Raw genomic sequence first — 26826 nt, 5'->3', positions numbered from 1 at the left:
GCATAAACCGAAAAGTTCCTTGGATTAAGCTCTGGCGATGGTTATACTTTCATGTATTGGCTATCAAGGCTAAGTTTTGTGCCTTCTGCCCGCTATCCGCAACTCGGTCTAGCCGTAACCCGGAAGGTATACCTGCATCTCAAAGGGTGAAACACCCGCAACGGTGAAGCGATTTATGACAACGGAAACTGAAAAAAAATCTACCTCTTATTTATTTGGGAGTAATGCTCCCTACGTCGAAGAACTGTACGAAGAGTACCTGGCCAATCCGGCTGCCGTGAGCGATCACTGGCGCAACTACTTCGACCAGCTTCAACACACCCCCGCCACAGACGGTTCAGAAAGCACCCGCGACCAGAACCATCATTCTGTTGTGACCTCCTTTGCCCAGCGCGCCAAGGCCAACGCCTTTGTTCAGGCCGCCCGTGGCCCTGCACCTTCCCTGGAAGTAGCAGGCAAACAGCTTCACGTCCAGTCATTAATCGCTGCCTATCGCACCCTGGGTGTCCGGTGGGCTGATCTTGATCCGTTGAAACGCCAGGAACGTCCTGAAATTCCCGAGCTTGATCCGGCCTTTTACGGCCTGACCGAAGCCGATCTGGATCAGGTATATTCCGCCACCAATACTTATTTCACGAAAGAGGGCACCATGACCCTGCGTGAAATTCTCAATTCCCTGCGCGACACCTATTGCGGTTCGGTCGGCGTCGAATTCATGCATATGTCCGACCCCAAGGCCAAACGCTGGGTTCAGGAACGTCTGGAAACCACGCACGCCAACGGCTCGTTCGATGCAGACACCAAAAAACGCATTCTGCAGCAGTTGACCGAAGCCGAAGGCCTGGAGCGTTTCCTGCATACCAAATATGTCGGACAAAAGCGCTTTTCGCTTGAGGGTGGCGAAAGTTTCATCGCCGCCATGGACGAAGTGGTCAATCACGCCGGTGACCTGGGCGTTCAGGAAATCATCGTGGGCATGGCTCACCGCGGGCGTCTGAATATGCTGGTCAACATCATGGGCAAAATGCCAGGCGATCTGTTTGCCGAATTTGAAGGCAAGCACGCCGAAGGCCTGACCGATGGTGATGTGAAATACCACAACGGTTTTTCCAGTGACCTGTCGACTCGCGGTGGTCCGGTTCACCTGTCCCTGGCCTTCAACCCCTCACATCTGGAAATTGTGAACCCGGTTGTGGAAGGCAGCGTTCGTGCCCGTCAGGAACGTCGCGCCGATCCGCTGGGCCAGCAGGTGTTGCCTGTGCTTGTGCACGGTGATGCGGCCTTTGCCGGTCAGGGTGTGGTCATGGAAACGCTGAATATGGCGCAGACGCGCGGTTACGGTACCGGCGGCACGCTGCATATTGTGATTAATAACCAGATCGGCTTTACCACGTCTGACCCGCGCGACTCACGCTCTACGCTGTATTGTACCGATGTGGTCAAAATGATCGAAGCCCCGGTCATCCACGTCAATGCCGATGACCCGGAAGCCGTGGTGTTTGCCACGCGCCTGGCGCTCGATTACCGCATGGAATTCAACCACGACGTGGTCGTCGATATCATCTGCTACCGCAAGCTGGGTCATAACGAACAGGATACGCCATCTCTGACGCAGCCGCTGATGTACAAACGCATCGGTGCGCATCCTGGCACACGCAAGATTTATGCAGACAAGCTGACCGCACAAGGCGTGCTGGCTGAAGACGAGGGCGACGAATTCGTCAAGAATTACCGTCGGCTGATGGAAGACGGCCAGAAAACCGTTGAGCCCGTACTGACCGACTACAAAAACAAATACTCGATCGACTGGACGCCGTTTCTGGGCGCCAAGTGGACCGACAGCGCCGATACAGCCGTGCCGCTGGCCGAACTCAAACGTATCGGCGAACGTATCACCACCGTGCCTGAGAGCTTTACCCCGCATAACCTGGTGAAAAAACTGCTGGCTGACCGCCGTGCAATGGCCATGGGCGAGCAGAACCTGGACTGGGGCATGGGCGAGCACCTGGCGTTTGCTACGCTGGTGTCTTCAGGCTATACGATCCGTATTACCGGCCAGGATTCAGGCCGCGGCACCTTTACGCACCGCCACGCAGTATTGCATGACCAGAAACGCGAGCGCTGGAATGACGGTACGTATATTCCACTGCAGAATGTCTCTGATTCCCAGGCCCCGTTCACCGTGATCGATTCGGTGCTGTCAGAAGAAGCGGTGCTGGGCTTTGAATATGGCTATTCCTGCTCCGAGCCCAATACTCTGGTGATCTGGGAAGCGCAGTTCGGCGACTTCGTCAATGGTGCGCAGGTCGTAATCGACCAGTTCATCAGCTCCGGTGAAGCCAAGTGGGGCCGCCAGTCCGGTCTGACACTCATGCTGCCGCACGGCTATGAAGGCCAGGGTCCCGAGCACTCTTCGGCCCGGATCGAGCGTTTCCTGCAACTGTGTGCCGACCATAACATGCAGTGCGTGCAGCCGACCAATGCAGCACAGATTTTCCATCTGCTGCGTCGTCAAATGATTCGTCCTTTCCGCAAGCCGCTGGTGATCTTCACCCCCAAATCGCTGCTGCGTAACAAAGATGCCACCTCGCCGCTGAGCGATCTGGCTGCCGGCGAGTTCCGTCCTATCCTGGGTGAAATCGACAGTAATCTTGACGGCAAGAAAGTCAAGCGCGTGCTGGTGTGCTCGGGCAAGGTTTACTACGATCTGATGAATGCACGCCGGGAACGTGAAGCCAGTCATGTTGCCATCCTGCGGGTGGAACAGCTTTACCCGTTTGCGCATAAATCATTTGCCACGGAACTGGCCAAGTACCCGAACGCGACGGAAGTCGTCTGGGTTCAGGACGAACCGCAGAACCAGGGTCCATGGTTCTACATCCAGCACCACCTGTATGAAGACATGTCTACCGGACAGCGCCTGGGTTACGCCGGACGTTCCGCTTCGTCTTCTCCTGCGGTTGGCTATATGGCCAAGCATATCGAGCAGCAGAAGGCATTGGTGGAACAGGCATTCGCGCCAAAACTCAAAGGTTTCATTCTGACCAAGTAAGCGGTCTAAATTACAATTTTACGGATTATTGAAAATGGCTATTATCGACGTTGTAGTTCCCCAGCTCTCCGAATCAATCTCAGAGGCTTCCCTGCTTGAATGGAAAAAGAAAGTAGGCGAGGCGGTGACGCAGGATGAGACTCTGATCGAAGTGGAAACTGACAAAGTAGTACTGGAAGTGCCGGCGCCTGCGAGCGGCGTGCTGACAGAAATCGCTCAGGGCGACGGCAGCACCGTGACTTCCGGCCAGTTGCTGGCCAAAATTGACACCGAAGCCAAGGCTGGCGCGGCTGCTTCTGAAGGTGCCGCACCTGCTGCCGAGCCTGCCAAGGCCGAAGCGGCACCTGCTCAGGCGCCAGCAGCGCCTGCACAGGCTGCTGAAAGCAGCAAAGGCAGTGCCGGCGTCGCTTCACCTGCCGCCAGCAAAATCCTGTCAGAAAAAGGCATCGCTGCCGGTGACGTCGAAGGCTCCGGCCGTGATGGTCGTGTCACCAAAGCCGACGCGGCTGCCGCAACGGCCAAGCCCGCCGCTGCACCCGCCAAGGCAGCACCAGCTGCCGCCGATACCGTTTCGCTTGACGGCCGTGCCGAGCAGCGCGTACCGATGACCCGCTTGCGCGCCCGTATTGCCGAGCGCCTGATCCAGTCTCAGCAGGAAAACGCCATCCTGACAACCTTCAATGAAGTCAATATGAAGGCCGTGATGGATTTGCGTGCTGCCTACAAAGATCGCTTTGAAAAAGAACATGGCGTGAAACTGGGTTTCATGTCTTTCTTTGTAAAAGCGGCTGTTGCAGCACTGAAAAAATATCCGCTGCTCAACGCCTCAGTCGATGGCAAGGACATTATTTATCACGGTTATTTTGATATCGGTATCGCTGTCAGCAGCCCACGTGGCCTGGTGGTGCCTATCGTTCGCAATGCCGATCAGCTGTCTTTCGCGCAAATCGAAAAAACCATTGCCGAATACGGCGCCAAAGCCCGCGAAGGCAAAATCAGTCTGGAAGATCTGACTGGCGGTACATTCTCCATTTCCAACGGCGGCACGTTCGGCTCCATGCTGTCTACACCGATTATCAACCCGCCGCAGTCCGCCATCCTGGGCGTGCACGCTACCAAGGACCGTCCCGTAGTTGAAAACGGCCAGATCGTGATTCGTCCAATGAACTACCTGGCCATGTCCTACGACCACCGTATTATCGACGGTCGCGAAGCTGTGCTGGGTCTGGTGGCCATGAAAGAAGCGCTGGAAGATCCACAGCGCCTGCTGCTGGAACTGTAACTTACCCGCTCTGAATGCGCCCCTTCGCGGGGCGCGCGTTTTTTCACAAGATGCGCTGATCGCATCTGCTCTACAGAAATCAAGAGAATATTATGTCTTCACAATTTGACGTTGTCGTAATTGGTGCCGGTCCCGGCGGTTATATTGCTGCGATTCGCGCCGCGCAACTGGGTAAAAAAGTGGCGTGTATCGACGCCTGGGCCGATGAAGCCGGCAATCCGAAACCAGGCGGCACGTGCACCAATGTCGGCTGCATTCCGTCCAAAGCGCTGTTGCAGTCTTCCGAACATTTTGAACAGGCCAATCATCATTTCGCCGAACACGGCATTGAGGTCGGCAGTGTCAAGCTCAAGCTCGATACCCTGATCGGTCGCAAGGATACGGTTGTCAAACAGAACAACGACGGCATTCTGTACCTGTTCAAGAAAAACAAAGTCACATTCTTTGCCGGTGTTGGCGCCTTTGATGGCAAAGCCGAGGACGGCAGCTGGAAAATCAGTGTTACGGGCAAGAAAAACGACAGCCTGACGGCGACCCACGTGATCGTGGCTACCGGTTCCGTTGCACGCGCCTTGCCGAATCTGCCTTTCGATGAAAAACAGGTGCTGTCCAATGATGGTGCGCTGCGCATTCCTGCCGTGCCCAAGAAACTGGGCGTGATCGGCGCCGGCGTGATCGGTCTGGAAATGGGCAGCGTATGGCGTCGACTGGGTGCGGAAGTGACCATTCTGGAAGCCATGCCTGATTTCCTGGCCGCTGCCGATGTACAGGTCGCCAAGGAAGCGCAGAAAGCCTTTGCCAAGCAGGGCCTGAAAATTGAAACCGGTGTGAAAATCGGTGATATCAAGGCAACGGCAAAAACCGTGACTATCGCCTATACCGATGCCAAAGGTGCCGAGCAGTCGCTGGCCGTAGACAAGCTGATCGTCTCCATTGGTCGTGTTCCTTTTACCGGCAATCTGAACGCAGACAACGTCGGCCTGAAACTGGACGAACGTGGTTTTATCACTGTTGACGAAGAATGCAAGACCAACCTGCCCAATGTCTGGGCGGTGGGTGACGTGGTGCGCGGCCCCATGCTGGCGCACAAGGCAGAAGAAGAGGGCGTTGCCGTGGCCGAGCGCATTGCCGGCCAGCACGGTCATGTCAACTTCGATACCATTCCATGGGTCATCTATACCTCTCCGGAAATTGCCTGGGTCGGTAAAACAGAACAGCAGCTCAAGGCCGAAAAACGTGAAATTCGCACGGGCAGCTTCCCGTTCCTGGCTAATGGCCGCGCGCGCGCACTGGGTGACACCACCGGTTTTGCCAAGGTGATCGCTGATGCCAAAACAGACGAAGTGCTGGGTGTGCATATTGTCGGACCCATGGCGTCCGAGCTGATTGCCGAAGCGGTCACGATCATGGAATTCAAAGGGGCTTCCGAAGATATCGCCCGTATTTGCCATGCGCATCCGACCTTGTCAGAAGCGTTGAAAGAAGCCGCTTTGGCAGTTGACAAACGCGCTCTTAACTTCTGATTTGACGCAGTCAATGACGGTGGTGACGGCATCAGCAAGAGTCGGTGCCGGTTGTCTGCCATTCGGATCGGGGTGCCATCGGCACCCCGATCTTGTTGCTGCTTTTCCTGTTTACCAGCGCATCGACCACAACGCAACTGGCGCCTGCGGCGTCTTGCGGCCTCTGCTATTATCCTCTATTGATCCCAATCGATTTGCTCCATGAACGTACTGCAATACTACGAAAAGACGCTTGCCGAGCGCGGCTACCAAGCTGACCAAGCCCAGCAGCGGGCGATCGCGCGTCTGCAGGTATTTGCCGACGAACTGATCGCCTATCAGCAGGAGCTGGCCAGGCCTTTTCGACGGTTCTTCCGCAAACCCGAGCCGCCGCGCGGTGTGTATATGTGGGGCGGCGTCGGCCGTGGCAAGAGTTTTCTGATGGACTCCTTTTATATGACGGTTGCCATCGAACGCAAAACACGGATCCACTTTCATGAATTCATGCGCAGCGTACATCATCAGTTGCAGGAGCTGCGGGGCAAAAGCGATCCCCTGGATGAAGTGGCACGCCAGATCAGCGAGAAATACAAGCTGATCTGTTTTGATGAATTTCACGTGTCGGATATTGCAGATGCCATGATTCTTTACAAGCTGCTGCTCAACCTGTTTGAAAACGGTACCAGCTTTGTCATGACGTCCAATTATGAGCCCGCTACGCTCTATCCTGACGGACTGCATCGGGATCGTATTTTGCCTGCCATCGCGCTGATCGAAAAACGCATGGATGTACTCAATGTGGATACAGGCGTGGATTATCGCCATCGGACCCTGGAGCAGGTGCGCATGTATCTGACGCCGGTGAACGAAGAGACGGATGCGCAACTGCGCGAAGCATTTGACCGGCTGGCGGAAACGGCTTTGCAGGACACCAATCTGCATATTGAAAACCGCGTGATCAGGGCGGTTGCCGTGGCCGGCTCGGTTGTCTGGTTCAGTTTCGACCAGTTGTGCGGCGGGCCGCGTTCGCAGAACGATTATCTGGAACTGGCCAACCGCTATCAAACGATTATTTTGTCGGGCGTGCCGCGCATGATGCCCCGGCACTCTTCCGAAGCCCGGCGTTTTACCTGGCTCATCGATGTGCTGTATGATCACCATGTCAAACTGATCATGTCGGCCGAATGTCCGCCCGAAGAACTGTATACCGAAGGCGTGCTGGCCAACGAATTTCACCGGACCGTTTCGCGTATTACGGAAATGCAGTCCAAAGAGTATCTCGAAACCGAGAGACGGTTGTCGGTGAAACTTTAAATTAATTGAAGCTGGAAAAGATTATGAGTGCTGAACAAACCCGTCAGGCCAAGGGCGCCAAACAGAATGTACGTGTATTGACCGGAATCACCACGTCCGGGACACCGCATTTGGGCAATTATGCGGGCGCCATCCGCCCGGCCATCCTGGCCAGCCGCGAACCCGATGTCGATGCGTTCTTTTTCCTGGCCGACTACCATGCGCTGATCAAGTGTGATGATCCTCAGCGGGTCGCGCGCTCACGACTGGAAATTGCCGCCACCTGGCTGGCTGCCGGACTGGATCCGGAAAAAGTCACTTTTTATCGCCAGTCGGATGTACCGGAAATTCCGGAGTTAAGCTGGATCCTGACATGTGTGACCCCCAAGGGGCTGATGAACCGGGCTCATGCCTATAAGGCGTCAGTCGATCAGAACGTAGCCAAAAATGAGGAGCCCGATGATGGCATAAATATGGGGCTGTTTTCCTACCCCATCCTGATGGCGGCTGATATCCTGATGTTCAATGCCAATCGGGTGCCGGTGGGCCGGGATCAGATCCAGCATCTGGAGATGGCGCGCGATATTGCGCAGCGCTTCAATCACCAATATGGCGGCGGGCGCGAGTATTTTGTATTGCCCGATGTGCAGATCGACGAGGAAGTGGCGACGCTGCCCGGACTGGATGGACGCAAGATGTCCAAGAGTTATAACAATACGATTCCTTTGTTTGAAGGCGGCGCCAAAGCGCTGCCGCAGGCGATTTCACGCATTGTGACCGATTCGCGCGCGCCGGGCGAAGCCAAGGACGCCGATGCGTCGCATCTGTTTCTGATTTACAAGGCGTTTGCCAGTCCGCAAGAGGCGGCTGAGTTCCGGGGTGAACTGGCCGACGGTATGGGTTGGGGCGACGCCAAGAAAAAATTGGCCAGCCATCTGGAAAGTATTCTGGCGCCACTGCGGGAACAGTACGTCTCGCTCATGGACAATCCCGATCGGATCGAAGACGTACTGCAGGCCGGTGCGGCAAAGGCGCGCAAACTGGCGACGCCTTTTATGCAGCAGATCCGCGAAGCAGTGGGGTTGCGCAACGGCGCGCGCGTGGCAAGTGCCGCGCCGGTCAAAAAGAAAGCGGGCAAGGCGGCGCGCTTTGTCAGTTTCCGCGATGAGGCCGGGACTTTCCGTAATCGGCTGGTTGATGCTGATGGCGAAACCCTGCTGCTTTCAGGGGCCTATGACGACCCCAAACGGGCAGGGCAGTTCGCATCACAGTTGCAATCATTGGACATCCGTTCCCTGATTCGCCGTAATCCGGACTATAGCGTCAGTGTTGTGCTCGACGAAGACGTGCTGGGCGTGAGCCCCGCCATGCAATCGGAAATGGAGCGCGAGGCATTGATTGTTCGTTTGCTGCAGACGGTCGACGCCATGCGTCCGGCCGATGAAGCCCAGGTATAAGCGGGTACACTGTCCTGGGGGCAGAAATACCAGGGGAGACCCCGACGCATGTGCAGCCGCAGAGACAGCAATACCGATGATGACCCCGACGGGCCATAGGGGGGACGCAGATGACCCCCCCGATGGGTAGCCGTAGAGAAAGGAAAACAGATGGACACACGAACGGACGATCAGGGCCTGGTTATTATCGACGAAGCGCAATACGGCGTCGTCATTGACCTGGTTTACGCGACCGTGGACAACATTGCCGGCTGCATCGTTTACCAGACGGCGCAATGCGCGCTGCATCGGGACGCCGCGCCCTGTCTGTTGCGGGCGGCGGCGCTGGCCCGTTCTGCCGGTTACCGCCTGAAAGTATTCGATTGCTATCGGCCGCCCGCAGCACAAGCGATTTTCTGGGCGGCGCTACCCGATGCGCAGTATGTTGCGGATCCGTCACAGGGCTCGCATCACTCGCGCGGAACGGCTGTTGATGTAACCCTGCTGGATGAAACGGGTGCCGAACTGGATATGGGCACGGGCTTTGACGCGATGGAAGATGCGTCGCACCACGATTACGCAGCGTTGCCCGCCACCGTGCAGAAAAACCGCCTGTTATTACTGGGAATCATGCTGCATGCCGGGTTCCGGGGCATCAAGTCAGAATGGTGGCACTATGAGCTGCCTGACTCAAAAAGCTATCCAGTTATCGACAGCGCACTGGTCACGGTGTGATTATCGCCCCGGCTGTGGGATAGGGATAGATGACTATTTCCTATTCGACATACATTTGCTAAGATCGGAGCGTGATATGCCGGGCAGCATCGAACCCCGATACTGACGGCCGTCAGGACAGTCTACGGGAGTCTTGTTATGTCAGTTCGCCGTCAGTTTATAAAAAATGCTTTTTCGCTTGCCTGTACTGCCACGCTGGGCCTGTCGCTCGGCGTCGCGGCTCACGCAGCGACCCCCAAAAACATGCTGGTCATTTCCAAAAGCGCTGATCCGCAAATGCTGGATATCGCGGTGACCATGGATAACAATGACTGGTCCATCACCTATCCCAGCTATCAACGGCTGATCAAATATAAAGCAGGCGGGTCGACCGAGGTGGAAGGCGAGCTGGCTAAAAGCTGGACCACGTCGCCTGATAAACTGACCTGGACCTTCACATTGAACGATGGTCAGAAGTTTGCCGATGGCACGCCCGTCAATGCCGAAGCTGTCAAGTATAGCTTTGACCGTTTGATGAAAATGAAGCAGGGGCCCTCGGAACCGTTTCCGGCCGGCCTGCAGATCACGGTCAAAGACCCCATGACCGTCGAATTCAAACTGGACAAGCCATTTGCCCCGTTTCTCAATATCCTGGCCAACAACGGCGCGGGCATTGTCAATCCTGCAGTTGAAAAGCAGGCGGAAGGCGCCGACAAGTACCTGGCAGGCCATACGGCCGGCTCGGGGCCTTACCAGCTGGCCAAATGGAATAAAGGCCAGAGCCTGATTCTGGAGCGCAACCCGCATTATGGCGGCAAGGAACCGGCCCTTGAGAAAGTCGCCTTCAAGATCGTGCCCGAGGCATCGGCCCGTCGCCTGCAATTGCAAAATGGCGACCTGGATATTGTCGGCAGTCTGCCGACCGATCAGGTCAAGGCTATGAAGGATGCCAAAGGCGTCGTGTTCAAGAAAGTGCCGTCGCTACTGGTCTCGTATCTGTACCTGAACAACAAGACCGGTCCGCTGTCCAACGTGGCGTTGCGCAAGGGTATCAGCGAAGCGGTCGATTACAGCGGCATCATCAACGGCATTATGAATGGCGAAGCCAAACCGCTCAACGGACCCATTCCGGACGGCATGTGGGCGCATGACAAAACAGCGCCTGCCTTCAAAACCGATGTAGCAGCAGCCAAAGCCAGCGTCGCTCAGGCCATTCCCGATAAACCGCTGACCCTGCTGTACTCGACCAAAGAATCCTACTGGGAACCCATCGTGCTGTCCGTGCAGGCCAGCCTGCAGGCAATCGGCATCAAGGTCCGGCTGGAAAAACTGGCCAACGCCACCATGCGTGACCGCCTTGGCAAGGGTGACTTCGATATCTCCATTGGCAACTGGTCGCCTGACTTCGCCGATCCGTTCATGTTCATGAACTACTGGTTCGACTCGGCCAAACAGGGATTGCCGGGCAACCGTTCTTTCTATTCCAATCCTGAAGTCGACAAACTGGTGCGCCAGGCGGCCGAAGAGACCGATCAGAACAAGCGGACTGAACTGTATCAGACAGCCCAGAAACAGGTACTGAAGGACTACGCTTATGTATATCTGTTCCAGCACAGTAACGAAATGGGCCTGCGCGACAATGTAAAAGGCTATGCTTATAATCCGATGCTGCATGACGTCTACAACGTAGCCGACATTACTAAAGAGTGATGGTCAGGCAGGCGGCCTTATCAGACCGTAGGCCGCCTGTGGGGGGTTGTAACCGGGCGGGCCCCGTCGCCTTGCTGGCGGTGCCCCACATTGCTGTCAGCAATGGCAGGGGCTGTACAAGCCCGCTGGGCCTGTGCAAAAAACGCGAAGGCGCGCCGTCGCAGCGCCGCGCAAGAATGAAGGATTATTTTGTTTTTTCAGATCATACGCAAGCGCCTGCCGTGGCTGATCGTGGTCATGCTGGGTGTGTCGATCATCACGTTCATCGTGTCCCACCTCATCCCGGGCGATCCTGCCAGGCTCATCGCGGGAGACCGGGCGACTGACGAGATTGTGGCCGGGATCAGGAGCAAGCTCGGCCTGGACCTGCCGCTGTACGAACAGTATTGGTTGTATCTGAAAGGGTTATTGCACGGGGACCTGGGTACGTCGATCCGTACCGGCCGGCCCGTCATTGACGATCTGCTGTCTTTTTTCCCGGCGACGCTGGAGCTGGCGATTGTCGCCCTGATTTTTTCCATGCTTGTCGGCATTCCGCTAGGCGTGCTGTCCGCTGTCTATAAAAATTCCTGGATCGACCAGATCGCCCGTACGCTGGCGGTCACGGGCATTTCCATGCCGGCCTTCTGGCTGGGCCTGGGTTTGCTGATTATTTTCTACGGACATTTGTCCTGGTTTCCGTCAGGCGGGCGGATCGATGGCCTGCTGGGCGATCCGTCGACCGTGACCGGATTCTTCCTGATCGATTCACTGATTGCAGGCGATTGGGATCAATTCCGGAGTGCGGTCGAGCACCTGGTGCTGCCGGCCTTTACCCTGAGTTTCGTGCACCTGGGCGTGGTGGCGCGCCAGATCCGCTCGTCCATGCTTGAGCAGCTTTCGGAGGATTACATTCGAACCGCCCAGGCCTATGGGCTGGGGCGCTGGAAGATTCTTCTGGGCCATGCCTTGCCCAATGCGCTGATCCCTTCTGTGACGGTGCTGGGCCTGGCCATGGGTGATTTGCTTTACGGCGCGGTGCTGACTGAAACGGTGTTCAGCTGGCCGGGCATGGGATTGTATGTGGTCGAATCCATTCAGGCACTCGACTTTCCCGCTGTGATGGGATTTGCCGTATTGGTGTCGTTCGTTTATGTTCTGCTCAACATGCTGGTCGATTTGCTCTACAGCGTGCTGGACCCTCGGATCAAGGATGCTGGCTGATGGCAACAACGACCGCAGTGTCTCCTCTGTTTTCTTCTCTTTCCTATTTATGGTATCAGCTACGACGCAGCCCCATGATGCTGCTGGGGCTGGTCCTGATTACATTCATGTGCCTGGCCGCTGCGCTGGCGCCGCTGCTGGCTGTGCATGACCCTGACGCCATTGACCTGGGCAGCCGTTTGCTGCCGCCGTCTGCGGCTCATCTGTTCGGTACAGACGAAGTCGGGCGTGATCTGTTCAGCCGTGTATTATATGGCGGTCGCCAATCGATCGGTGTCGGTATTTTTGTCGCCTTCATGGCCAGTGTGATCGGATCGATTATCGGTTGCTTTTCAGGCATTATCGGTCGCATGGTCGATACCCTCATTATGCGGCTGATGGATATCGTGCTGTCTGTCCCGTCGCTGGTGCTGACCATGGCGCTGGCGGCGGCGCTGGGGCCCAGCCTGTTCAACGCGATGATCGCCATCACCGTGGTGCGTATTCCTTACTATGTCCGGCTGGCGCGCGGCCAGACGCTGAGTATTCGCGAGATGGCCTACGTACGGGCTGCCGAGACCTTCGGCGCTGGCAAACCGCATATTGTGCGCTGGCATGTCTTGCGCAACGCGCTGCCGCCCGTGATTGTGCAGATGACACTGGACATCGGTAATGCCATACTCATGGCTGCGGCACTGGGCTTCATCGGGCTGGGCGCGCAGCAGCCGACGGCCGAATGGGGCGCCATGATTGCATCCGGCCGCAATTATCTGCTGGATCAGTGGTGGTATTCCACTTTCCCGGGCGTGGCGATCCTGATTACGGCGATCGGCTTCAATCTGGTGGGCGATGGCGTTCGTGATATGCTCGATCCCAAACAGAAGGTGAAATAATGATGCCTGCACACCAGTCCGACACCATGCTTAGTACAGCGATGACGCCGTCCCTGGGGCAGGCTGCTCTGCCTGTGCTGGATATTGACAATCTGTATCTTGAATTCCCGGTTTACAAGGGGGCGATCCGCGTTCTCAACGGCGTCACCATTCAGGTTATGCCAGGTGAAATTGTGGGGATTGTGGGAGAGTCCGGTTCGGGCAAATCCGTTACGGCCATGATGAGCATGCGGTTGATTCCGCAAAACAGCTATCGTGTTCGTACCGGCAGTGTTCGCAAGTCAGGCAGGAATATTCTGCAAGCCACTGAAAAGGAGATGCGCCATATACGTGGCAAGGATATGGCCATGATTTTCCAGGAGCCCATGACAGCCCTGAATCCGACCATGCGGGTGGGTCGTCAGATCACAAATGTGATCCGCCGGCATACATCGCTGTCGGCAGGGCAGGCGCGCGAGCGCGCCATTGCGTTGTTGCGTGACATGCATATCGCCGACCCCGTACAGATTTTTGATGCGTATCCGTTCGAGCTGTCGGGCGGCATGCGGCAACGGGTTATGATTGCTCTGGCGTTTTCCTGTGAACCGTCATTGTTGATTGCTGACGAACCCACCACGGCACTGGATGTCACTGTTCAAAAACAGGTTTTGATGCTACTGCGCGAACGGGCCCGAAAAACCGGCACGGCTATCCTTCTTATTACACATGACATGGCCGTGGTATCCCAATTCTGTGAGCGCGTTTACGTCATGTATGCGGGCAGTGTGGTCGAGCAGGGCATCACGGCACAGGTAATTGATCGGCCTGCGCATCCCTACACGCGCGGCCTGCTTGGGGGGCTGCCGGAAAACGCCGAACCAGGATCGCCCTTGCAGGCCATTGCGGGGCAGGTTCCCAATCTGGCCGACCTGCCTGGCGGCTGCGCGTTTCGCAATCGCTGTCCGTTGCAGGGCGAGCCCTGTAGCCAGATCCCGCCACTGATGCCGCTTGCGGATCAGCCTGGCCATACTGCTGCCTGCTGGATGACGGCCGGGGAGGCAGCGCATGTCTGACACTGTGTTAACCCTTGATAATATTCATGTCCGTTTCCCCCTGAATCGTAACTGGCGCGGACACCCGCGCGCCTGGGCGCATGCGCTCAACGGTGTGGACCTGACGGTGCGGCGTGGTGAAACGCTGGGGGTAGTGGGCGAATCCGGTTGTGGTAAAACGACGCTGGCTCAGGTGTTGTTAAGCCTGCAGCAGCCGACGCAGGGCCAGTTACGATGGAGCCAAAAGAACGGTCGTCCCAATGTGCAGATTGTGTTCCAGGATCCCCAGTCCTCGCTTGACCCGCGCCTGCCGGTCTGGAAAATCATCACTGAACCATCCTATGTGAAAGGCCAGAGCGCCGAGGCCGCCATGCGGGCCCACGCTGCGCGCCTGGCCGAACAGGTCGGCCTGGCGCCGCAGTCCCTGAAACGATATCCGCATGAATTTTCGGGAGGACAACGCCAGCGTATTGCCATTGCCCGCGCACTGGCATCCAGTCCGGATGTGATCGTGCTTGATGAACCGACCTCGGCCCTGGATATTTCGGTGCAGGCGCAAATTATCAACCTGCTGTTCAGTTTGCAACGGGACCACCAGCTCACCTACATCCTGATCTCCCATAATGTGTCGGTGATTCGTCATATGAGCAACCGTATCGCGGTCATGTATCTGGGGCAGATCGTCGAGTTGGGAGAGACCGCCACCGTGCTGGCGCAGCGACGACATCCTTACACCCGGATGTTGCTGGATGCCGTGCCTGTACTGGGCACGCCGTTGCCCGATACCGATGTGGCGGCCATCCCGGAGTTGCCGGGCAACCGTGTTTTACCCCAAGGCTGTTTTTTCCTGGATCGTTGCGCCTATCGCAAGCAGGGGTGCGAGCAACGCCAATCGCTGACCAGCGTCCCCTCCGGGACATCGGCGCACTATGTTCGATGCCACCGTTTTGATCATGATGAGTTCGATGGAAAATAAAAAGATGCAGACAGATCAGGCACGGTCAGCTAGAAAAAAGGGATTTGGCGTCATTATTTCCCTGCTGCCTTACGTGTGGCTGTTCAAGTGGCGGGTCATGGCCGCGCTGGCCTGTCTGGTGATCGCCAAGGTGGCCAGCGTCATGTTGCCGGTATATCTGAAGCAGATCGTCGATCAGCTCAGCCTGCCCGCGACCGCCATGATGCTGCCCGTGGCCGCGCTGCTGGCCTATGGTTTTGCACGGATCTCCAGCAGCGTCTTTGCCGAGCTGCGCGATGCCCTTTTTTCAAAAGTGACGCAAGGGTCAATACAGCGGATCGCGACCACTATTTTCACGCATCTGTTTGGCCTGTCCATTCGCTATCATCTGGAGCGCCAGACAGGCGGCTTAAGCCGCGACATGGATCGTGGCACCAAGGGCATCGGCTTTTTGATGAACTTCACGCTGTTCAACATATTGCCTACACTACTTGAACTGGCGATGGTCATGACCATTCTGCTGGTTCGCTACGATGTCTGGTTTGCTGTTGTCATTGTGGCCACCATCGCGGCCTATATCGTGTTCACTCTGGTGGTGACGGAACGGCGCATGGTGATGCGAAGACGCATGAACAGCCTGGACAGTATGGCAAACACCCAGGCAATCGACGCCCTGATCAACTACGAAACCGTTAAATACTTCAACAATGAAGCATATGAGATCAACCGTTATGACACGAATTTGGGCAGCTGGGTGGATTCGGCAGTCAAGAACCAGATCTCGCTGAATCTGCTCAATGCAGGCCAGGGCGTGATTATTACACTTGGCATGATTATCCTGCTGTGGATGGCCGCGGACCGTGTGACTACCGGCGCAATGACCGTGGGCGATATTGTCCTGATTTCAGCTTATCTGACCCAACTGTATGCGCCCCTGAATTTTCTGGGATTCATTTATCGCGAGATCAAAAATTCCCTGTCCGATATGGAGCGCATGTTCGGGATTCTGGACCAGAATCAGGAGATTGAAGATGTGCCGCAAGCCACGCCACTGGATACCCGGTCTGCGGAAATTCGCTTTGAACATGTCGGCTTCGCGTATGAGCCCGACAGACAAATTCTGCATGATGTCAGTTTCACCATTGGCGCCGGTGAAACGGTTGCCGTGGTCGGTACCTCGGGCGCCGGCAAGTCTACCCTGTCGCGTCTGCTATTCCGTTTTTACGATGTGACAGAGGGGCGCATTACCATCAATGGCCACGATATCCGCCAGTACACGCAATTGAGTTTGCGTCAGCATATAGGCATCGTGCCGCAGGACACTGTGCTATTTAATGCCAGTATCTATTACAACATTGCCTATGGTCGCCCCGACGCCAGCCACGAAGAAGTGCTTGAGGCTGCCCGGGCTGCCAGTATTCATGATTTTGTGATGTCCCTGCCCGAAGGGTATGACACCCAGGTGGGCGAGCGCGGCCTGAAATTGTCCGGTGGCGAAAAACAGCGGGTGGCGATTGCCCGCACCGTTTTGAAAAACCCGCCGATCCTGGTGCTGGACGAAGCCACCAGCGCCCTTGATACCCGCACCGAAAGAGCAATTCAGGACGAACTGTACAAAATTACCAAAGACCGGACGACCCTGATTATTGCGCATCGCTTGTCTACGATTGTGGATGCGGATCGTGTATTGGTCATGGATCAGGGCAGGGTGGTGGAGCACGGGTCACACACAGCATTGCTGCAGGCCAATGGTGTGTATGCCCGCATGTGGGCCATGCAGTTTGCCGCCACCGAAGAAGGCACCGACGTCTGAGACGCAGCGGCTTTACTGAGTCCTTCGGCGGACGCGGGTCTTCGCCGAATCTTCATTGTGGCGGTGTGTCCGTTACGAAGTTACTGGCTCAGTCCTGCCGCCTTGATGACCCCTTTCCATTTGCTTACTTCCTCTTTCTGAAACTGGGTGAACGCCTGCGGGTCATTGCCCACGATTGTGAAGCCCAGTTTTTTCATGGTTTCCTGGGTTCGGGGCTGCTTCAGGCTTTCAGCGATGGCCTGGTGCAGTTTATCGATTACTTCCTTCGGGGTTCCCTTGGGGGCTGCCACGCCCTGCCAGGAATAGACAACCATATCTTTCATACCGGACTCGGCCATGGTCGGTACATCGGGCAGCTCTGGCGCCCGTTCTGAACCTGTGGTGGCCAGTGCCCGCAGTTTGCCGCTTTGCACATGCGTGAGCACCGCACCAAGATTCTGGAAGGATACATCCACCTGGGCCCCCAGCAGATCGGCAATGGCCGCGCCGCCGCCCTTATACGGGACGTCGATGCCCGTCGTGCCGCTGCGCTGACGGAACATGACTGCAGACAGATGATCTGATGAACCAGTGCCGGAAGAGGCATAGGAGACCTGATCGGGATGCTGTTTGGCATATTCGACCAGTTCGGCTACTGTCTTGACGGGAATTTTTGATGATACGACCAGGACATTGGGATTACGGACGATCTGACTGACATAGTCAAAATCCTGGCTCGGGTTATAGGAGAGCTTTTTGTAGAGGCCTTCGTTAATCGAAAACGTCCCGATGGAGCCGACCATCAGGGTGTAGCCATCGGGCTTGGCGTTTTTCAGTTCCTGTGCTGCAATGGCACCATTGGCACCGGGCTTGTTTTCTACGATCACTGTCTGGCCCAGCACTTTTTCCATTCCCGGCGCGATGGTGCGTGCGGTGATATCCGACGAGCCGCCCGGCACAAAGGGTACGATGACCCGTACCGGTTTATCGGGATAGGCGGCCATTGCCGGTCCCCATGCAGTCAATCCCGTGAGCAATACACCTGCAATCATTCGTTGAATCATACGTTTTGTCTCCACAAACATTATTCTGGTAAGATAAGATGTCTGACTTTATTTCAGCTTGTATGACAACTATATAAAGGCGGCGTTATCTTGTCAATTCAATTATCGAATTACTGTCGGCAGGCACCGATGTCAGGTGTAAATAGCAGGGTGCGGATAATCGAGTGCAGATATCAGGATGTACAGATAGCAGGGTACAGATACAAGTCGGCAGCTCTGGAACTCGGCATTACTGCGGGTATCGGGGTAAGGAAACGCAGCTGTGACCGATGCGGGATAGCCCGCAGTCGGGATCGCGCCGGACTATTAGCGCCTCAATTGCGCTAAGCTTGCGTGAGTCGGGTTGTAAAGACAACTGCGGCATCAATGAACATGCAGTCGCAATAATTTTGTTCCACACAACAAGTGGGCTACGGGCCCGCCAACAACGGAGATGAGTATGATGAATGTGAGCAAAACGGTCGGCGCCATGGTGCTGGCTTTGGGGATGGCGGGCAATGCCCTGGCAGCTTATCCGGAAGCCCAGCCAGTCAAGGTGCTGGTTGGATATACGCCGGGCGGCACAACCGATCTGGTGGCCCGGATTGTCGCCAAGGGGCTGAGCGATGAACTCAAGCAAAGCTTTGTGGTGGAAAATAAACCGGGGGCCAGCAACAATATTGCCATGACCGAAGTAGCCCGCGCCAAGCCCGACGGCTACACCTTGATCGTGACCACTATTGCCAGTTCGGTGAACGCGACCATGTTCAAGAAACTGAACTACGATCTGAAGAAAGATTTTGCGCCGGTTGCCCTTATTGCCAAAGTGCCCAATGTGCTCGTCGTCAATCCCAAACTGCCGGTCAATAATGTCAAGGAATTGGTTGAATATGTGAAGAAGAACAAGGACAAGGCCACATATGCCTCATCCGGTATCGGCTCTTCGCAATTTCTTTGTGGCGAACAGCTTAACCAGGACGCCGGCACGCAAATTCTGCATGTGCCGTTCAAGGGCAGTGCACCCGGGCTGACGGCAGTCATGGCCGGCGACGTGCTGATGGAGTTCGATAACATGCCCTCGGCGTGGCCGTTCATCAGCTCTGGCAAGCTCAAGGCCCTGGCGGTGACCAGCAAGGAAAAATCGGCAGTCGCTCCAAAACTGCCGACCATGATCGAAGAAGGGTTCGAGGACTTCGATATTTCATCCTGGTTCGGCGTGCTTGCACCGGCCGCGATGCCCAAGGAAGACGTGGCCTTGCTGAACAAAGCCATTTTGAAAGTCGTGGCCAAGCCGGAGGTGCAAAAGCAGCTGGCGGATCAGGGCGCGGTGCCGCAAAATATGACACCTGAACAGTTCTCCGCTTTTATCAACGAAGAGGTTGATCGCTGGGGAGCACTGATTACCAAGCTGGGTGTCAGCGCAGACTGATTGAAATGTACCGATGGAAGCGAACCGATTGAAGAGTGCCGGCGGCCCCTCAAAACGTGGGCCGCCGGCGTGGTGCGTTTACTTCCTGAGTTTGGCAAAGGCCGCTGCCATGGCATTCATGGACGATGCTTCTTCACGAGACTGATTGCGGGCAGGTCCCCGTCCGGCACCACCCGCGCGCGGTGCGGCCGCGCCTGGCCGTGAATCGCGACGAGGTGCCGGACCCGTGTCGTCTTTCAGGCGCATGGTCAGGCCGATGCGTTTGCGCGCGACGTCCACTTCCTGCACTTTGACTTTCACAGTCTGGCCGACGCGCACCACGTCGCGCGGGTCTTTCACGAACGTCTCTGACAGGGCGGAAATATGCACCAGACCATCCTGGTGGACGCCGATGTCGATGAACGCGCCGAAATTGGCCACGTTGGTAACCACGCCATCCAGAATCATGCCTTCGCTCAGATCCTTGATGGTATCGACGCCTTCCTGGAAAGTCACGGTTTTGAATTCCGGGCGCGGGTCGCGGCCGGGTTTCTCCAGTTCCTGGAAAATATCCTTCACGGTCGGCAGGCCAAAACGCTCATCGGTAAACTCTGCCGGAGACACGCCACTGAGTGCTTCCTTATTGCCGATGACGGTTTTGACATCCTTGCGGATTTTATCCAGAATGCGCTCCACGAGCGGGTAGGCTTCAGGGTGCACAGCGGAGGCATCCAGCGGATTGTCGCCGTTCTGAATGCGCAGAAAACCGGCGGCCTGTTCAAAGGCCTTGGCGCCGAAACGCGAGACATCCATCAGGGTTTTGCGGGTGGGGAATGCGCCGTTTTGATCGCGCCAGTCTACAATGTTGCGTGCCAGTGTGGCATTCAGGCCTGATACGCGCGAGAGCAGGGCGGCCGAGGCCGTGTTGACATCGACGCCGACCGCATTCACGCAGTCTTCAATGACCGTATCCAGGGAGCGGGCCAGTTCGCGCTGGTTCACGTCGTGCTGATACTGGCCGACGCCAATGGCCTTGGGTTCGATTTTCACCAGTTCGGCCAGCGGATCCTGCAGGCGGCGGGCGATGGATACGGCGCCACGCAGGCTCACGTCCATCTCCGGAAATTCTTTGGCGGCCAACTCCGACGCCGAGTAGACTGACGCACCGGCTTCGGAAACCACGACTTTGCGCAACCCGGCGTTGGGCAGTGCTTCGATCAGTTCGGCGGCCAGTTTCTCGGTCTCGCGAGAGGCCGTGCCGTTACCGATGGCGATCAGCTCAATTTTATGTTTGTTGACCAGTGCGGCCAGGGTTGCCAGTGACCCATTGCGATCACGTCGCGGCTCGAACGGGTAAATCGTGGCGGTATCGAGCACTTTGCCGGTTTTATCGATGGCTGCGACCTTGACGCCCGTGCGGATGCCCGGGTCCAGGCCCAGCACCGATTTGGGTCCGGCGGGTGCCGCCAGCAGCAGGTCTTTCAGATTGGCGGCAAACACGCGAATGGCTTCGGCTTCGGCTTCTTCGCGCAGTTTAGTAATGAATTCGGATTCGAAGGCCGTCAGCATTTTGACGCGCCATGTCCAGCGGGACACATCGGCCAGCCATTTGCCGCGGGCATTGGCCGAGGGCGAGTAATCGGCGTCCAGTTCAAGGAAACGGCTGATGCGTTCGACACACGGATGTGGCACCAGCGCATCCTGCTCATCACTCAGACCGATGCGCAGATCAAGCGCGCCCTGCTGGCGTCCGCGCAACAGCGCCAGTACGCGATGCGAGGGCAGACTGCGGATGGATTCACGAAAATCAAACCAGTCGCGGAAATTGGCGCCTTCTTCTTCCTTGCCTTCGATAACTTTGGAATACAGAAAGCCGTGTTGACCCAGGTAGTCACGCATATCGGCCACCAGGTCGGCATTTTCCGAGAAGCGCTCGGCCAGGATATCGCGCGCGCCATCAAGGGCGGCACGCTCGTCCTTCACGCCCAGTTCTTCATTGATATAGGCCTGGGCGGCCGCTTGCGGGTCGGCCGCGCGATCGGTCAGCAGCAGATCGGCCAGCGGCTCCAGCCCCGCCTCACGCGCGATTTGCGCACGTGTGCGGCGTTTAGGCTTGAAGGGAGCATAAAGATCTTCCAGGCGCTGCTTGGTATCGGCGGCGGCAATGGCTTCGTTCAGCTCGGGCGTCAGCTTGCCCTGGCCGCTGATGGACTCCAGCACGGCTGCCCGGCGCGACTCCAGTTCGCGGACATAGGTCAGGCGCAATTCGAGATTGCGCAGGACGGTGTCATCCAGACCGCCGGTCACTTCCTTGCGGTAGCGGGCGATAAACGGGACGGTTGCGCCATCATCCAGCAGCGAGACGGTCGCTGCGATCTGGCTGGCGCGAATATTGAGTTCAGCGGCCAGCAATGCGATGATGCGTGCCGGATCAACCAGCGGCGATGTAGCGGTAACGGTAGGGGTAGATGCGTTCATGCTTCACGATAGGAAATAAACCAAACGCGACATTGTGCCATAAGCATCCGGGTCGGCACAGCAGAACTGGAGTATGATGCCACATGTAATTGCCGCAAGGCGAGGTGTGGGAAGGGTTGTGCGAGTACTTGACTTTGATATTTCTGACTGGTTTCTTCAGGACGGGCCGCTGGCTGCGGCCGTGCCTGGCTATACCCTGCGCGACGCGCAGGTTCAACTGGCGCAGGCGGTCGATGAGACCATTAATGAACATGCTGTGCTGGTCGCCGAAGCCGGCACGGGGACCGGTAAAACCTGGGCTTATTTGATTCCGGCCTTTCTGTCGGGCCGCAAGGTGCTCATTTCCACCGGGACCCGCACCCTGCAGGACCAGCTGTTCAACAAAGACGTACCGCGCGTGCGCAAAGCCCTGGCGCTGCCGGTCCAGGTGGCGCTTCTCAAAGGGCGTAGCAATTATGTCTGTCATTATCACCTTGACCGTCTCGAACAGGACGAGCGTGGTCTCAAATCCAAAGACGAAATCAGCCAATTGAGGCAGATCCGGGTGTTTGCCACGCGCTCGCGTTCGGGTGATAAAACCGATTGCGGCCAGGTACCCGAGGACGCCGATATCTGGAATCGGGTAACGTCCACAAGGGAAAACTGCCTGGGCCAGGACTGCCCCGACGTCAAGGAATGTTTTCTGCTCAAAGCGCGCCGCCAGGCGCAGGAAGCGGACGTGGTCGTGATCAATCACGCCCTGTTCTTTGCTGACCTGATGCTGCGTGAAGAGGGCATTACCGATCTGCTGCCGGCGGCAGATGCCGTGGTGTTTGACGAAGCGCACCAGTTACCCGAGACGGCGACCCGTTTCATGGGGGATGTGGTGTACTCGGGCCATATTACTGATTTTCTGAAGGCTGCCGAAGTGGCTGCGCTGGCCTATGCACGCGATAGCGCCAAATGGACTGACGCCTGTCAGCGGGTGTCGTATTACGTCAAGGATTTGCGCCTGGCGGCCGCGCCCATCGAGGCGATGCCCGGTCGCAAGGCGACGTTTGACCAGATTCCCGAAGCCGAACGTTTTTTTGATATTCTGAACAAGCTTTACGACGAACTGGTCACGCTCACCGGCATGTTGACGGCGGTACAGGAACGTCATCCGGATCTGGCGACGGCAGCCAAGGCAGGAACGGAACTGTGTGCCAGGCTCTATCGCTGGTCCCAGCCGGTCATTCTGCCGCAGGACGCCGCGCGCCCGCAAGATGCGGAATCGACCGGTGCCGCGCAGACAGCCAGCCCGTCACCGGCAGCAGCACGCGTCGAACAACAGGCAGCAGCGACGTTGCCCGAACAATTGGTACGCTGGGTCGAGGTCGGCCTGCACCATTTTCGCCTGCAAATGGCACCATTGTCGGTTGCAGATGCCTTTTCGCGTCAGCGTCGCAAGGAACAGGCCTGGATCTTTACTTCCGCCACCCTGTCTGTTTACAAGGACTTTTCGCATTACACGCGCCAGCTTGGCCTGTATGGGGCCCGGACCGAGCGTTGGGAATCTCCCTTTGACTATCAGGATCATGCCATGCTGTATGTTCCCGATGATCTGCCGCAACCACAGTCGCCCGATTTTCAAAAACAATTCGTCAAGACATTGATTCCGCTGATTCAGGCCAGCCCCGGCGGCGTGCTGGTACTGTGTACCACGCTGCGTGCCGTGGACAATATTTCGACCCTGCTGCTGGAAGCGTTTGATACGCATTTCATCGAGCGTCCGGTCCTGCGTCAGGGCGAAAGCTCGCGCGGCGTGCTGCTTGAACAGTTTCGTCAATTGAAAAATGCCGTCCTTGTCGGCAGCGCCAGTTTCTGGGAGGGAATCGATTTGCCTGGCGATATGCTCACGCTAGTGGCAATCGACAAACTGCCTTTTGCGCCGCCCGATGACCCGGTTCTGGAAGCCCGCATCAAGGCCTGCCGCGAGGCGGGCGGCAATCCCTTTTTTGAATTTCAGCTGCCCAGCGCAGCCATCGCATTAAAGCAGGGCGCCGGCCGCCTGATTCGAACTGAAAAAGACTGGGGGCTGCTGGTGGTCGGGGATCGCCGGCTGGTCGAAAAGCCATACGGCAAATTGCTGTGGCGCGGTTTGCCGCCGTTTCGTCGCACGCGCAAGCTGGACGAGGCGGCCGCTTTTCTGCAAACGCACACCAGACAGATCGCCTTGCCGGATGCCGACAACGCCGCATAGCGCACCACCGCTTTCATCAAGGCGCCAAAACATAGGGTGGGGTAGGGGTTTTCAAAAGACGGTGCAAAACAAAAGGCGGGCATTGCTGCACCGCCTTTTGTGACCGTCAGATACTTTCAGTATTAATTAAATACGCGGGCCGGGCTCAGCCAGGACAACCAGCCGCCTTTCTGACCATCTACTCCCAATTCATAATATTTGCTATTAGGATAATTCTGGTCCAGTACCCGTTTGGCATCGCTGGCCTGATCCTGCATGCCCAGTTGCTGGTATGACTGCATCATAATATACAGGGCAGGCTCGGCCGCGGCCACACCCGAAAAGTCCCGCAGGACAGCCTGGCTGCGATTGATGGCGGCCACATAGGCATGACGCGTGTAATAATATCTCGCTACATTGACTTCGTTGTCGGCAATGGTGCTTACCAGCCAGGTGATGCGCTGACGGGCATCGCGGCTGTAACGGCTGTCAGGGAAGCGCTCGACCAGTTCGTTGAAGGCATCATAGGACTGACGCAGACCTTTTGGATCCCGTTCGCTGGGATCCTGGCCGGTCAGGCTGCGCAGATAGGAGCTGGGCGGGGTAAAGGTGACCAGGCCTTTCAGATACAGCATGTAATCGGTGCCAGGATGGCTGGGATACAGGCGCAGGAAGCGGTCGATGGCGGCAACGGCTTTTTCCGGCTCATTGTCTTTCCAGTTGACGTACGCCTGGTCAATCAGGGACTGCTGGGCGAAACTGGAATAGGGATAGCGCGATTCGACTGCTTCCAGATAGGTGCGCGCGGTTTTGTAGTCATTACTGCGAACGTTGTCGCGAGCTTCCTGATATAACTGGGGCGCTGACATTCCGGCTGTTCTGTCAGCTTCTCGGGTCATCATGCTGCCGCAGCCTGCGATAGTCAGGCAGCTGAGCGCGATGAGAGAAGTTCGAAGCAAACGTTTATGCATAATTTGGAAGTGACTGTTAGTTAAAGTTTAAAAAGCAATCTGATAATACCATTGCCGCGTTATGATGAGAGCATTATACGATTTTACAGTGTTTTCTATTGATGTCTGACTCAACTTTACACGATACCGACGAAATTCCCGATAGTGATCAGCGGCAGTTCCGTCTTCCCATGTCTATGAAAGGGGAGCGTCTGGACAAGGTTTTGGCGGGTTTGCTGCCCGACCATTCGCGCAGTCGCCTGCAGGGATGGATCGAAGACGGCCATGTTCTGGTCAATGGTGAGCCGGGCAAAGTCCGTCAGAATGTGGGCGCCGACGATCTGATTACCGTCAGCATGCAACTGGCGCCGGAACAGACCGCCTATACGCCCGGGGACGTGGATTTTGAAGTGGTTGCCGACTCGGTCGACTGGATCGTGGTCAACAAACCCGCCGGTCTGGTGACCCATCCGGGCGCGGGCAACTGGTCCGGCACGCTGCTCAACGGCCTGCTGTACCGTTATCCGGAACTGGCCCATGTGCCGCGTGCCGGCATTGTTCACCGGCTGGATAAGGATACCGACGGGCTGCTGGTCGTTGCGCGCAATGAAATCGCCCAGACCCATTTTGTCCGGCAATTGCAATCGCGCAGCATGGGACGCGAATATGAAGCGCTGGTCATGGGGCATATTCCCAAAGAGGGGTCTGTGACCCTGCCTATCGGACGGGATCGGCATGTGCCGGTACGCATGTCCACCGTGCATCCGATTGCGCCCAAAGAGGCCATTACACATTTTAAACGAATCAATTTCGGCTATATCGCCGAGGCGCCGGTCAGTCATGTGCAATGCCGGCTTGAAACCGGCAGAACGCACCAGATCCGGGTACATCTGCACAGTCTGGGTCATCCGCTGCTGGGCGATACGCTCTATAACGGCAAGACGCTGGAACGGGTCCACCGGCAGATGCTGCACGCACGGCGGCTGACCTTTATCGACCCGGCCTCGGAGCAGGCCCGTACCTTCGAGGTAGCACCTCCGGACGATATGGCGCAGGTGCTGGCAAGCATTGAATGGGAGCCCATATGACCAAACCGACTCAGGTAACCGGGAAGATCTGGCCGGGCATCCGCTATTTTTGCACGACCCGCCACGGCGGCGTCAGCGCTGGGGCCTACGACAGCATGAACCTGGGGCTTCATGTGAATGACGATCCGCAAGCGGTGCAGCAGAACCGGGCGCGCTTGTGCGACTCGCTGCCGGGCCAGCCGGTATGGCTGAACCAGGTTCACGGCACGGCCGTGCTGGACGCCGATGCGGCCATCGGGCGCGACGCTCAACCGTATGATGCCAGCGTGACTGCTACGCCCGGACGGGTGCTGGCCATCCTGACCGCCGATTGCCTGCCGGTGGTATTTGGCTCGGACAAAGCGGTGGGCGCCGCGCACGCCGGCTGGCGGGGGCTGGTAGGCGGCGTGCTGGAAAACACTGTCAAAAAAATGCAAGCTGATTACGGTAGACTGCCTGACTTTGCCTGGATCGGTCCGGCGATCTCCCAATTGGCTTTTGAAGTCGGCCCTGAGGTTCGCCAGGTGTTTCTGGAAGACGACCCGCAAGTGGCCCGCTTTTTTGAGCCGCATCCGGCGCATGCCGGAAAATGGCTGGCCGACCTGTCGGGCATCGCGGCCTGGCGCCTGGCGTTGCTTGGCGTGCCACATATAGAACAAAGTGGCCTGTGCACTTACACACAGGAGGATCTTTTTTATTCCTATCGCCGTAGTCCTGTCACGGGCAGAATCGCGACGGTTATCTGGATTAACGGTTGATTTTGCAACTTTTATAGCGATTGCAGATCATTGCCTCCAGCCGCTCAGGGTTTCCCTTAGTGGGGTAGATACTGTCTGAC

19 protein-coding genes are annotated in these 26826 nt (G+C 56.9%); 16 read left to right on the top strand and 3 right to left on the bottom strand.

Annotation, left to right across the window (positions count from 1 at the left end):
- Positions 1–175 precede the first annotated feature (175 nt).
- From W822_RS44785 to W822_RS44730, 12 genes are all read left to right on the top strand, one after another.
- Positions 176–3052, top strand: coding sequence for a 2-oxoglutarate dehydrogenase E1 component (locus tag W822_RS44785; RefSeq protein WP_024007359.1), 2877 nt, complete (start codon positions 176–178; stop codon positions 3050–3052).
- A gap of 34 nt (positions 3053–3086) precedes the next feature.
- Positions 3087–4334, top strand: coding sequence for a 2-oxoglutarate dehydrogenase complex dihydrolipoyllysine-residue succinyltransferase (odhB, locus tag W822_RS44780; protein ID WP_024007358.1), 1248 nt, complete (start codon positions 3087–3089; stop codon positions 4332–4334).
- A gap of 92 nt (positions 4335–4426) precedes the next feature.
- A complete protein-coding gene (lpdA, locus tag W822_RS44775) occupies positions 4427–5857 on the top strand; it encodes a dihydrolipoyl dehydrogenase (RefSeq protein ID WP_024007357.1) in 1431 nt (476 codons plus the stop codon).
- Between the two features lie 201 nt (positions 5858–6058).
- Positions 6059–7150, top strand: coding sequence for a cell division protein ZapE (gene zapE, locus W822_RS44770; RefSeq protein WP_024007356.1), 1092 nt, complete (start codon positions 6059–6061; stop codon positions 7148–7150).
- 23 nt (positions 7151–7173) lie between these two features.
- Positions 7174–8586 (top strand): tryptophan--tRNA ligase, encoded by a 1413-nt coding sequence (locus tag W822_RS44765; protein WP_024007355.1) that lies wholly within the window; start codon positions 7174–7176, stop codon positions 8584–8586.
- A 150-nt stretch (positions 8587–8736) separates the two neighbouring features.
- Positions 8737–9300 (top strand): D-alanyl-D-alanine dipeptidase, encoded by a 564-nt coding sequence (gene ddpX / locus W822_RS44760; RefSeq protein WP_031243779.1) that lies wholly within the window; start codon positions 8737–8739, stop codon positions 9298–9300.
- Between the two features lie 138 nt (positions 9301–9438).
- The gene (locus W822_RS44755) at positions 9439–10989 is read left to right on the top strand and encodes an ABC transporter substrate-binding protein (RefSeq protein WP_031243778.1); all 1551 of its coding nucleotides are present in this window, start codon (positions 9439–9441) and stop codon (positions 10987–10989) included.
- 189 nt (positions 10990–11178) lie between these two features.
- Positions 11179–12192: an ABC transporter permease gene (locus W822_RS44750; RefSeq protein WP_253272355.1), complete on the top strand. Its 1014-nt coding sequence runs from the start codon at positions 11179–11181 to the stop codon at positions 12190–12192.
- Complete coding sequence (gene ddpC, locus W822_RS44745; protein WP_031243776.1) at positions 12192–13064, top strand: D,D-dipeptide ABC transporter permease; 873 nt, start codon at positions 12192–12194, stop codon at positions 13062–13064. Before W822_RS44750 ends, ddpC begins: the two co-directional genes overlap by 1 nt.
- Positions 13064–14116, top strand: a complete 1053-nt coding sequence (locus W822_RS44740; protein WP_081724482.1) for an ABC transporter ATP-binding protein — start codon at positions 13064–13066, stop codon at positions 14114–14116. Before ddpC ends, W822_RS44740 begins: the two co-directional genes overlap by 1 nt.
- Positions 14109–15071, top strand: a complete 963-nt coding sequence (locus W822_RS44735; protein WP_024007349.1) for an oligopeptide/dipeptide ABC transporter ATP-binding protein — start codon at positions 14109–14111, stop codon at positions 15069–15071. Before W822_RS44740 ends, W822_RS44735 begins: the two co-directional genes overlap by 8 nt.
- Positions 15061–16863, top strand: a complete 1803-nt coding sequence (locus W822_RS44730) for an ABCB family ABC transporter ATP-binding protein/permease (RefSeq protein WP_024007348.1) — start codon at positions 15061–15063, stop codon at positions 16861–16863. The genes W822_RS44735 and W822_RS44730 overlap by 11 nt, the downstream gene beginning before the upstream one ends.
- 80 nt (positions 16864–16943) lie before the next feature.
- Here the strand turns inward: W822_RS44730 and W822_RS44725 are convergent, their stop codons facing one another.
- On the bottom strand, positions 16944–17906 hold the full coding sequence (locus tag W822_RS44725; RefSeq protein ID WP_031243769.1) for a Bug family tripartite tricarboxylate transporter substrate binding protein: 963 nt from the start codon (positions 17904–17906) through the stop codon (positions 16944–16946).
- Between the two features lie 439 nt (positions 17907–18345).
- On the opposite strand from W822_RS44725, the gene W822_RS44720 reads away from it, so the two are divergent.
- Positions 18346–19314, top strand: a complete 969-nt coding sequence (locus W822_RS44720) for a Bug family tripartite tricarboxylate transporter substrate binding protein (RefSeq protein ID WP_024007346.1) — start codon at positions 18346–18348, stop codon at positions 19312–19314.
- 78 nt (positions 19315–19392) lie between these two features.
- On the opposite strand, the gene W822_RS44715 is transcribed toward W822_RS44720, so the two are convergent.
- Entirely contained in the window at positions 19393–21771 is a 2379-nt protein-coding gene (locus W822_RS44715) for a Tex family protein (RefSeq protein WP_024007345.1), read from the bottom strand.
- A 73-nt stretch (positions 21772–21844) separates the two neighbouring features.
- On the opposite strand from W822_RS44715, the gene W822_RS44710 reads away from it, so the two are divergent.
- The gene (locus W822_RS44710; protein ID WP_024007344.1) at positions 21845–23992 is read left to right on the top strand and encodes a DNA repair helicase YoaA; all 2148 of its coding nucleotides are present in this window, start codon (positions 21845–21847) and stop codon (positions 23990–23992) included.
- 122 nt (positions 23993–24114) lie between these two features.
- Here the strand turns inward: W822_RS44710 and W822_RS44705 are convergent, their stop codons facing one another.
- On the bottom strand, positions 24115–24873 hold the full coding sequence (locus W822_RS44705) for an outer membrane protein assembly factor BamD (RefSeq protein WP_253272354.1): 759 nt from the start codon (positions 24871–24873) through the stop codon (positions 24115–24117).
- A gap of 170 nt (positions 24874–25043) precedes the next feature.
- Here W822_RS44705 and W822_RS44700 point away from each other — a divergent pair, with 170 nt between their 5' ends.
- Together W822_RS44700 and pgeF are read left to right on the top strand one after the other, a co-directional pair.
- Positions 25044–26009, top strand: coding sequence for an RluA family pseudouridine synthase (locus W822_RS44700; protein WP_024007342.1), 966 nt, complete (start codon positions 25044–25046; stop codon positions 26007–26009).
- Positions 26006–26746 (top strand): peptidoglycan editing factor PgeF, encoded by a 741-nt coding sequence (pgeF, locus tag W822_RS44695; RefSeq protein WP_253272353.1) that lies wholly within the window; start codon positions 26006–26008, stop codon positions 26744–26746. The genes W822_RS44700 and pgeF overlap by 4 nt, the downstream gene beginning before the upstream one ends.
- Positions 26747–26826 lie beyond the last annotated feature (80 nt).

Origin of the sequence: Advenella kashmirensis W13003, from assembly GCF_000506985.1 — a bacterium.
In the GTDB taxonomy this organism is placed as follows: domain Bacteria; phylum Pseudomonadota; class Gammaproteobacteria; order Burkholderiales; family Burkholderiaceae_B; genus Advenella; species Advenella kashmirensis_A.
The sequence above is the reverse complement of the archived record's forward strand: the minus strand, read 5'-3'. Positions and strand labels throughout refer to the sequence as shown.

What these genes read in the sequence shown, in the direction of transcription:
- W822_RS44785 (WP_024007359.1), top strand. Translation starts at nt 176, where the DNA reads ATGACAACGGAAACTGAAAAAAAATCTACCTCTTATTTATTTGGGAGT.
- odhB (WP_024007358.1), top strand. Translation starts at nt 3,087, where the DNA reads ATGGCTATTATCGACGTTGTAGTTCCCCAGCTCTCCGAATCAATCTCA.
- lpdA (WP_024007357.1), top strand. Translation starts at nt 4,427, where the DNA reads ATGTCTTCACAATTTGACGTTGTCGTAATTGGTGCCGGTCCCGGCGGT.
- zapE (WP_024007356.1), top strand. Translation starts at nt 6,059, where the DNA reads ATGAACGTACTGCAATACTACGAAAAGACGCTTGCCGAGCGCGGCTAC.
- W822_RS44765 (WP_024007355.1), top strand. Translation starts at nt 7,174, where the DNA reads ATGAGTGCTGAACAAACCCGTCAGGCCAAGGGCGCCAAACAGAATGTA.
- ddpX (WP_031243779.1), top strand. Translation starts at nt 8,737, where the DNA reads ATGGACACACGAACGGACGATCAGGGCCTGGTTATTATCGACGAAGCG.
- W822_RS44755 (WP_031243778.1), top strand. Translation starts at nt 9,439, where the DNA reads ATGTCAGTTCGCCGTCAGTTTATAAAAAATGCTTTTTCGCTTGCCTGT.
- ddpC (WP_031243776.1), top strand. Translation starts at nt 12,192, where the DNA reads ATGGCAACAACGACCGCAGTGTCTCCTCTGTTTTCTTCTCTTTCCTAT.
- W822_RS44740 (WP_081724482.1), top strand. Translation starts at nt 13,064, where the DNA reads ATGATGCCTGCACACCAGTCCGACACCATGCTTAGTACAGCGATGACG.
- W822_RS44735 (WP_024007349.1), top strand. Translation starts at nt 14,109, where the DNA reads ATGTCTGACACTGTGTTAACCCTTGATAATATTCATGTCCGTTTCCCC.
- W822_RS44730 (WP_024007348.1), top strand. Translation starts at nt 15,061, where the DNA reads ATGGAAAATAAAAAGATGCAGACAGATCAGGCACGGTCAGCTAGAAAA.
- W822_RS44725 (WP_031243769.1), bottom strand. Translation starts at nt 17,906, where the DNA reads ATGATTCAACGAATGATTGCAGGTGTATTGCTCACGGGATTGACTGCA.
- W822_RS44720 (WP_024007346.1), top strand. Translation starts at nt 18,346, where the DNA reads ATGATGAATGTGAGCAAAACGGTCGGCGCCATGGTGCTGGCTTTGGGG.
- W822_RS44715 (WP_024007345.1), bottom strand. Translation starts at nt 21,771, where the DNA reads ATGAACGCATCTACCCCTACCGTTACCGCTACATCGCCGCTGGTTGAT.
- W822_RS44710 (WP_024007344.1), top strand. Translation starts at nt 21,845, where the DNA reads ATGATGCCACATGTAATTGCCGCAAGGCGAGGTGTGGGAAGGGTTGTG.
- W822_RS44705 (WP_253272354.1), bottom strand. Translation starts at nt 24,873, where the DNA reads ATGATGACCCGAGAAGCTGACAGAACAGCCGGAATGTCAGCGCCCCAG.
- W822_RS44700 (WP_024007342.1), top strand. Translation starts at nt 25,044, where the DNA reads ATGTCTGACTCAACTTTACACGATACCGACGAAATTCCCGATAGTGAT.
- pgeF (WP_253272353.1), top strand. Translation starts at nt 26,006, where the DNA reads ATGACCAAACCGACTCAGGTAACCGGGAAGATCTGGCCGGGCATCCGC.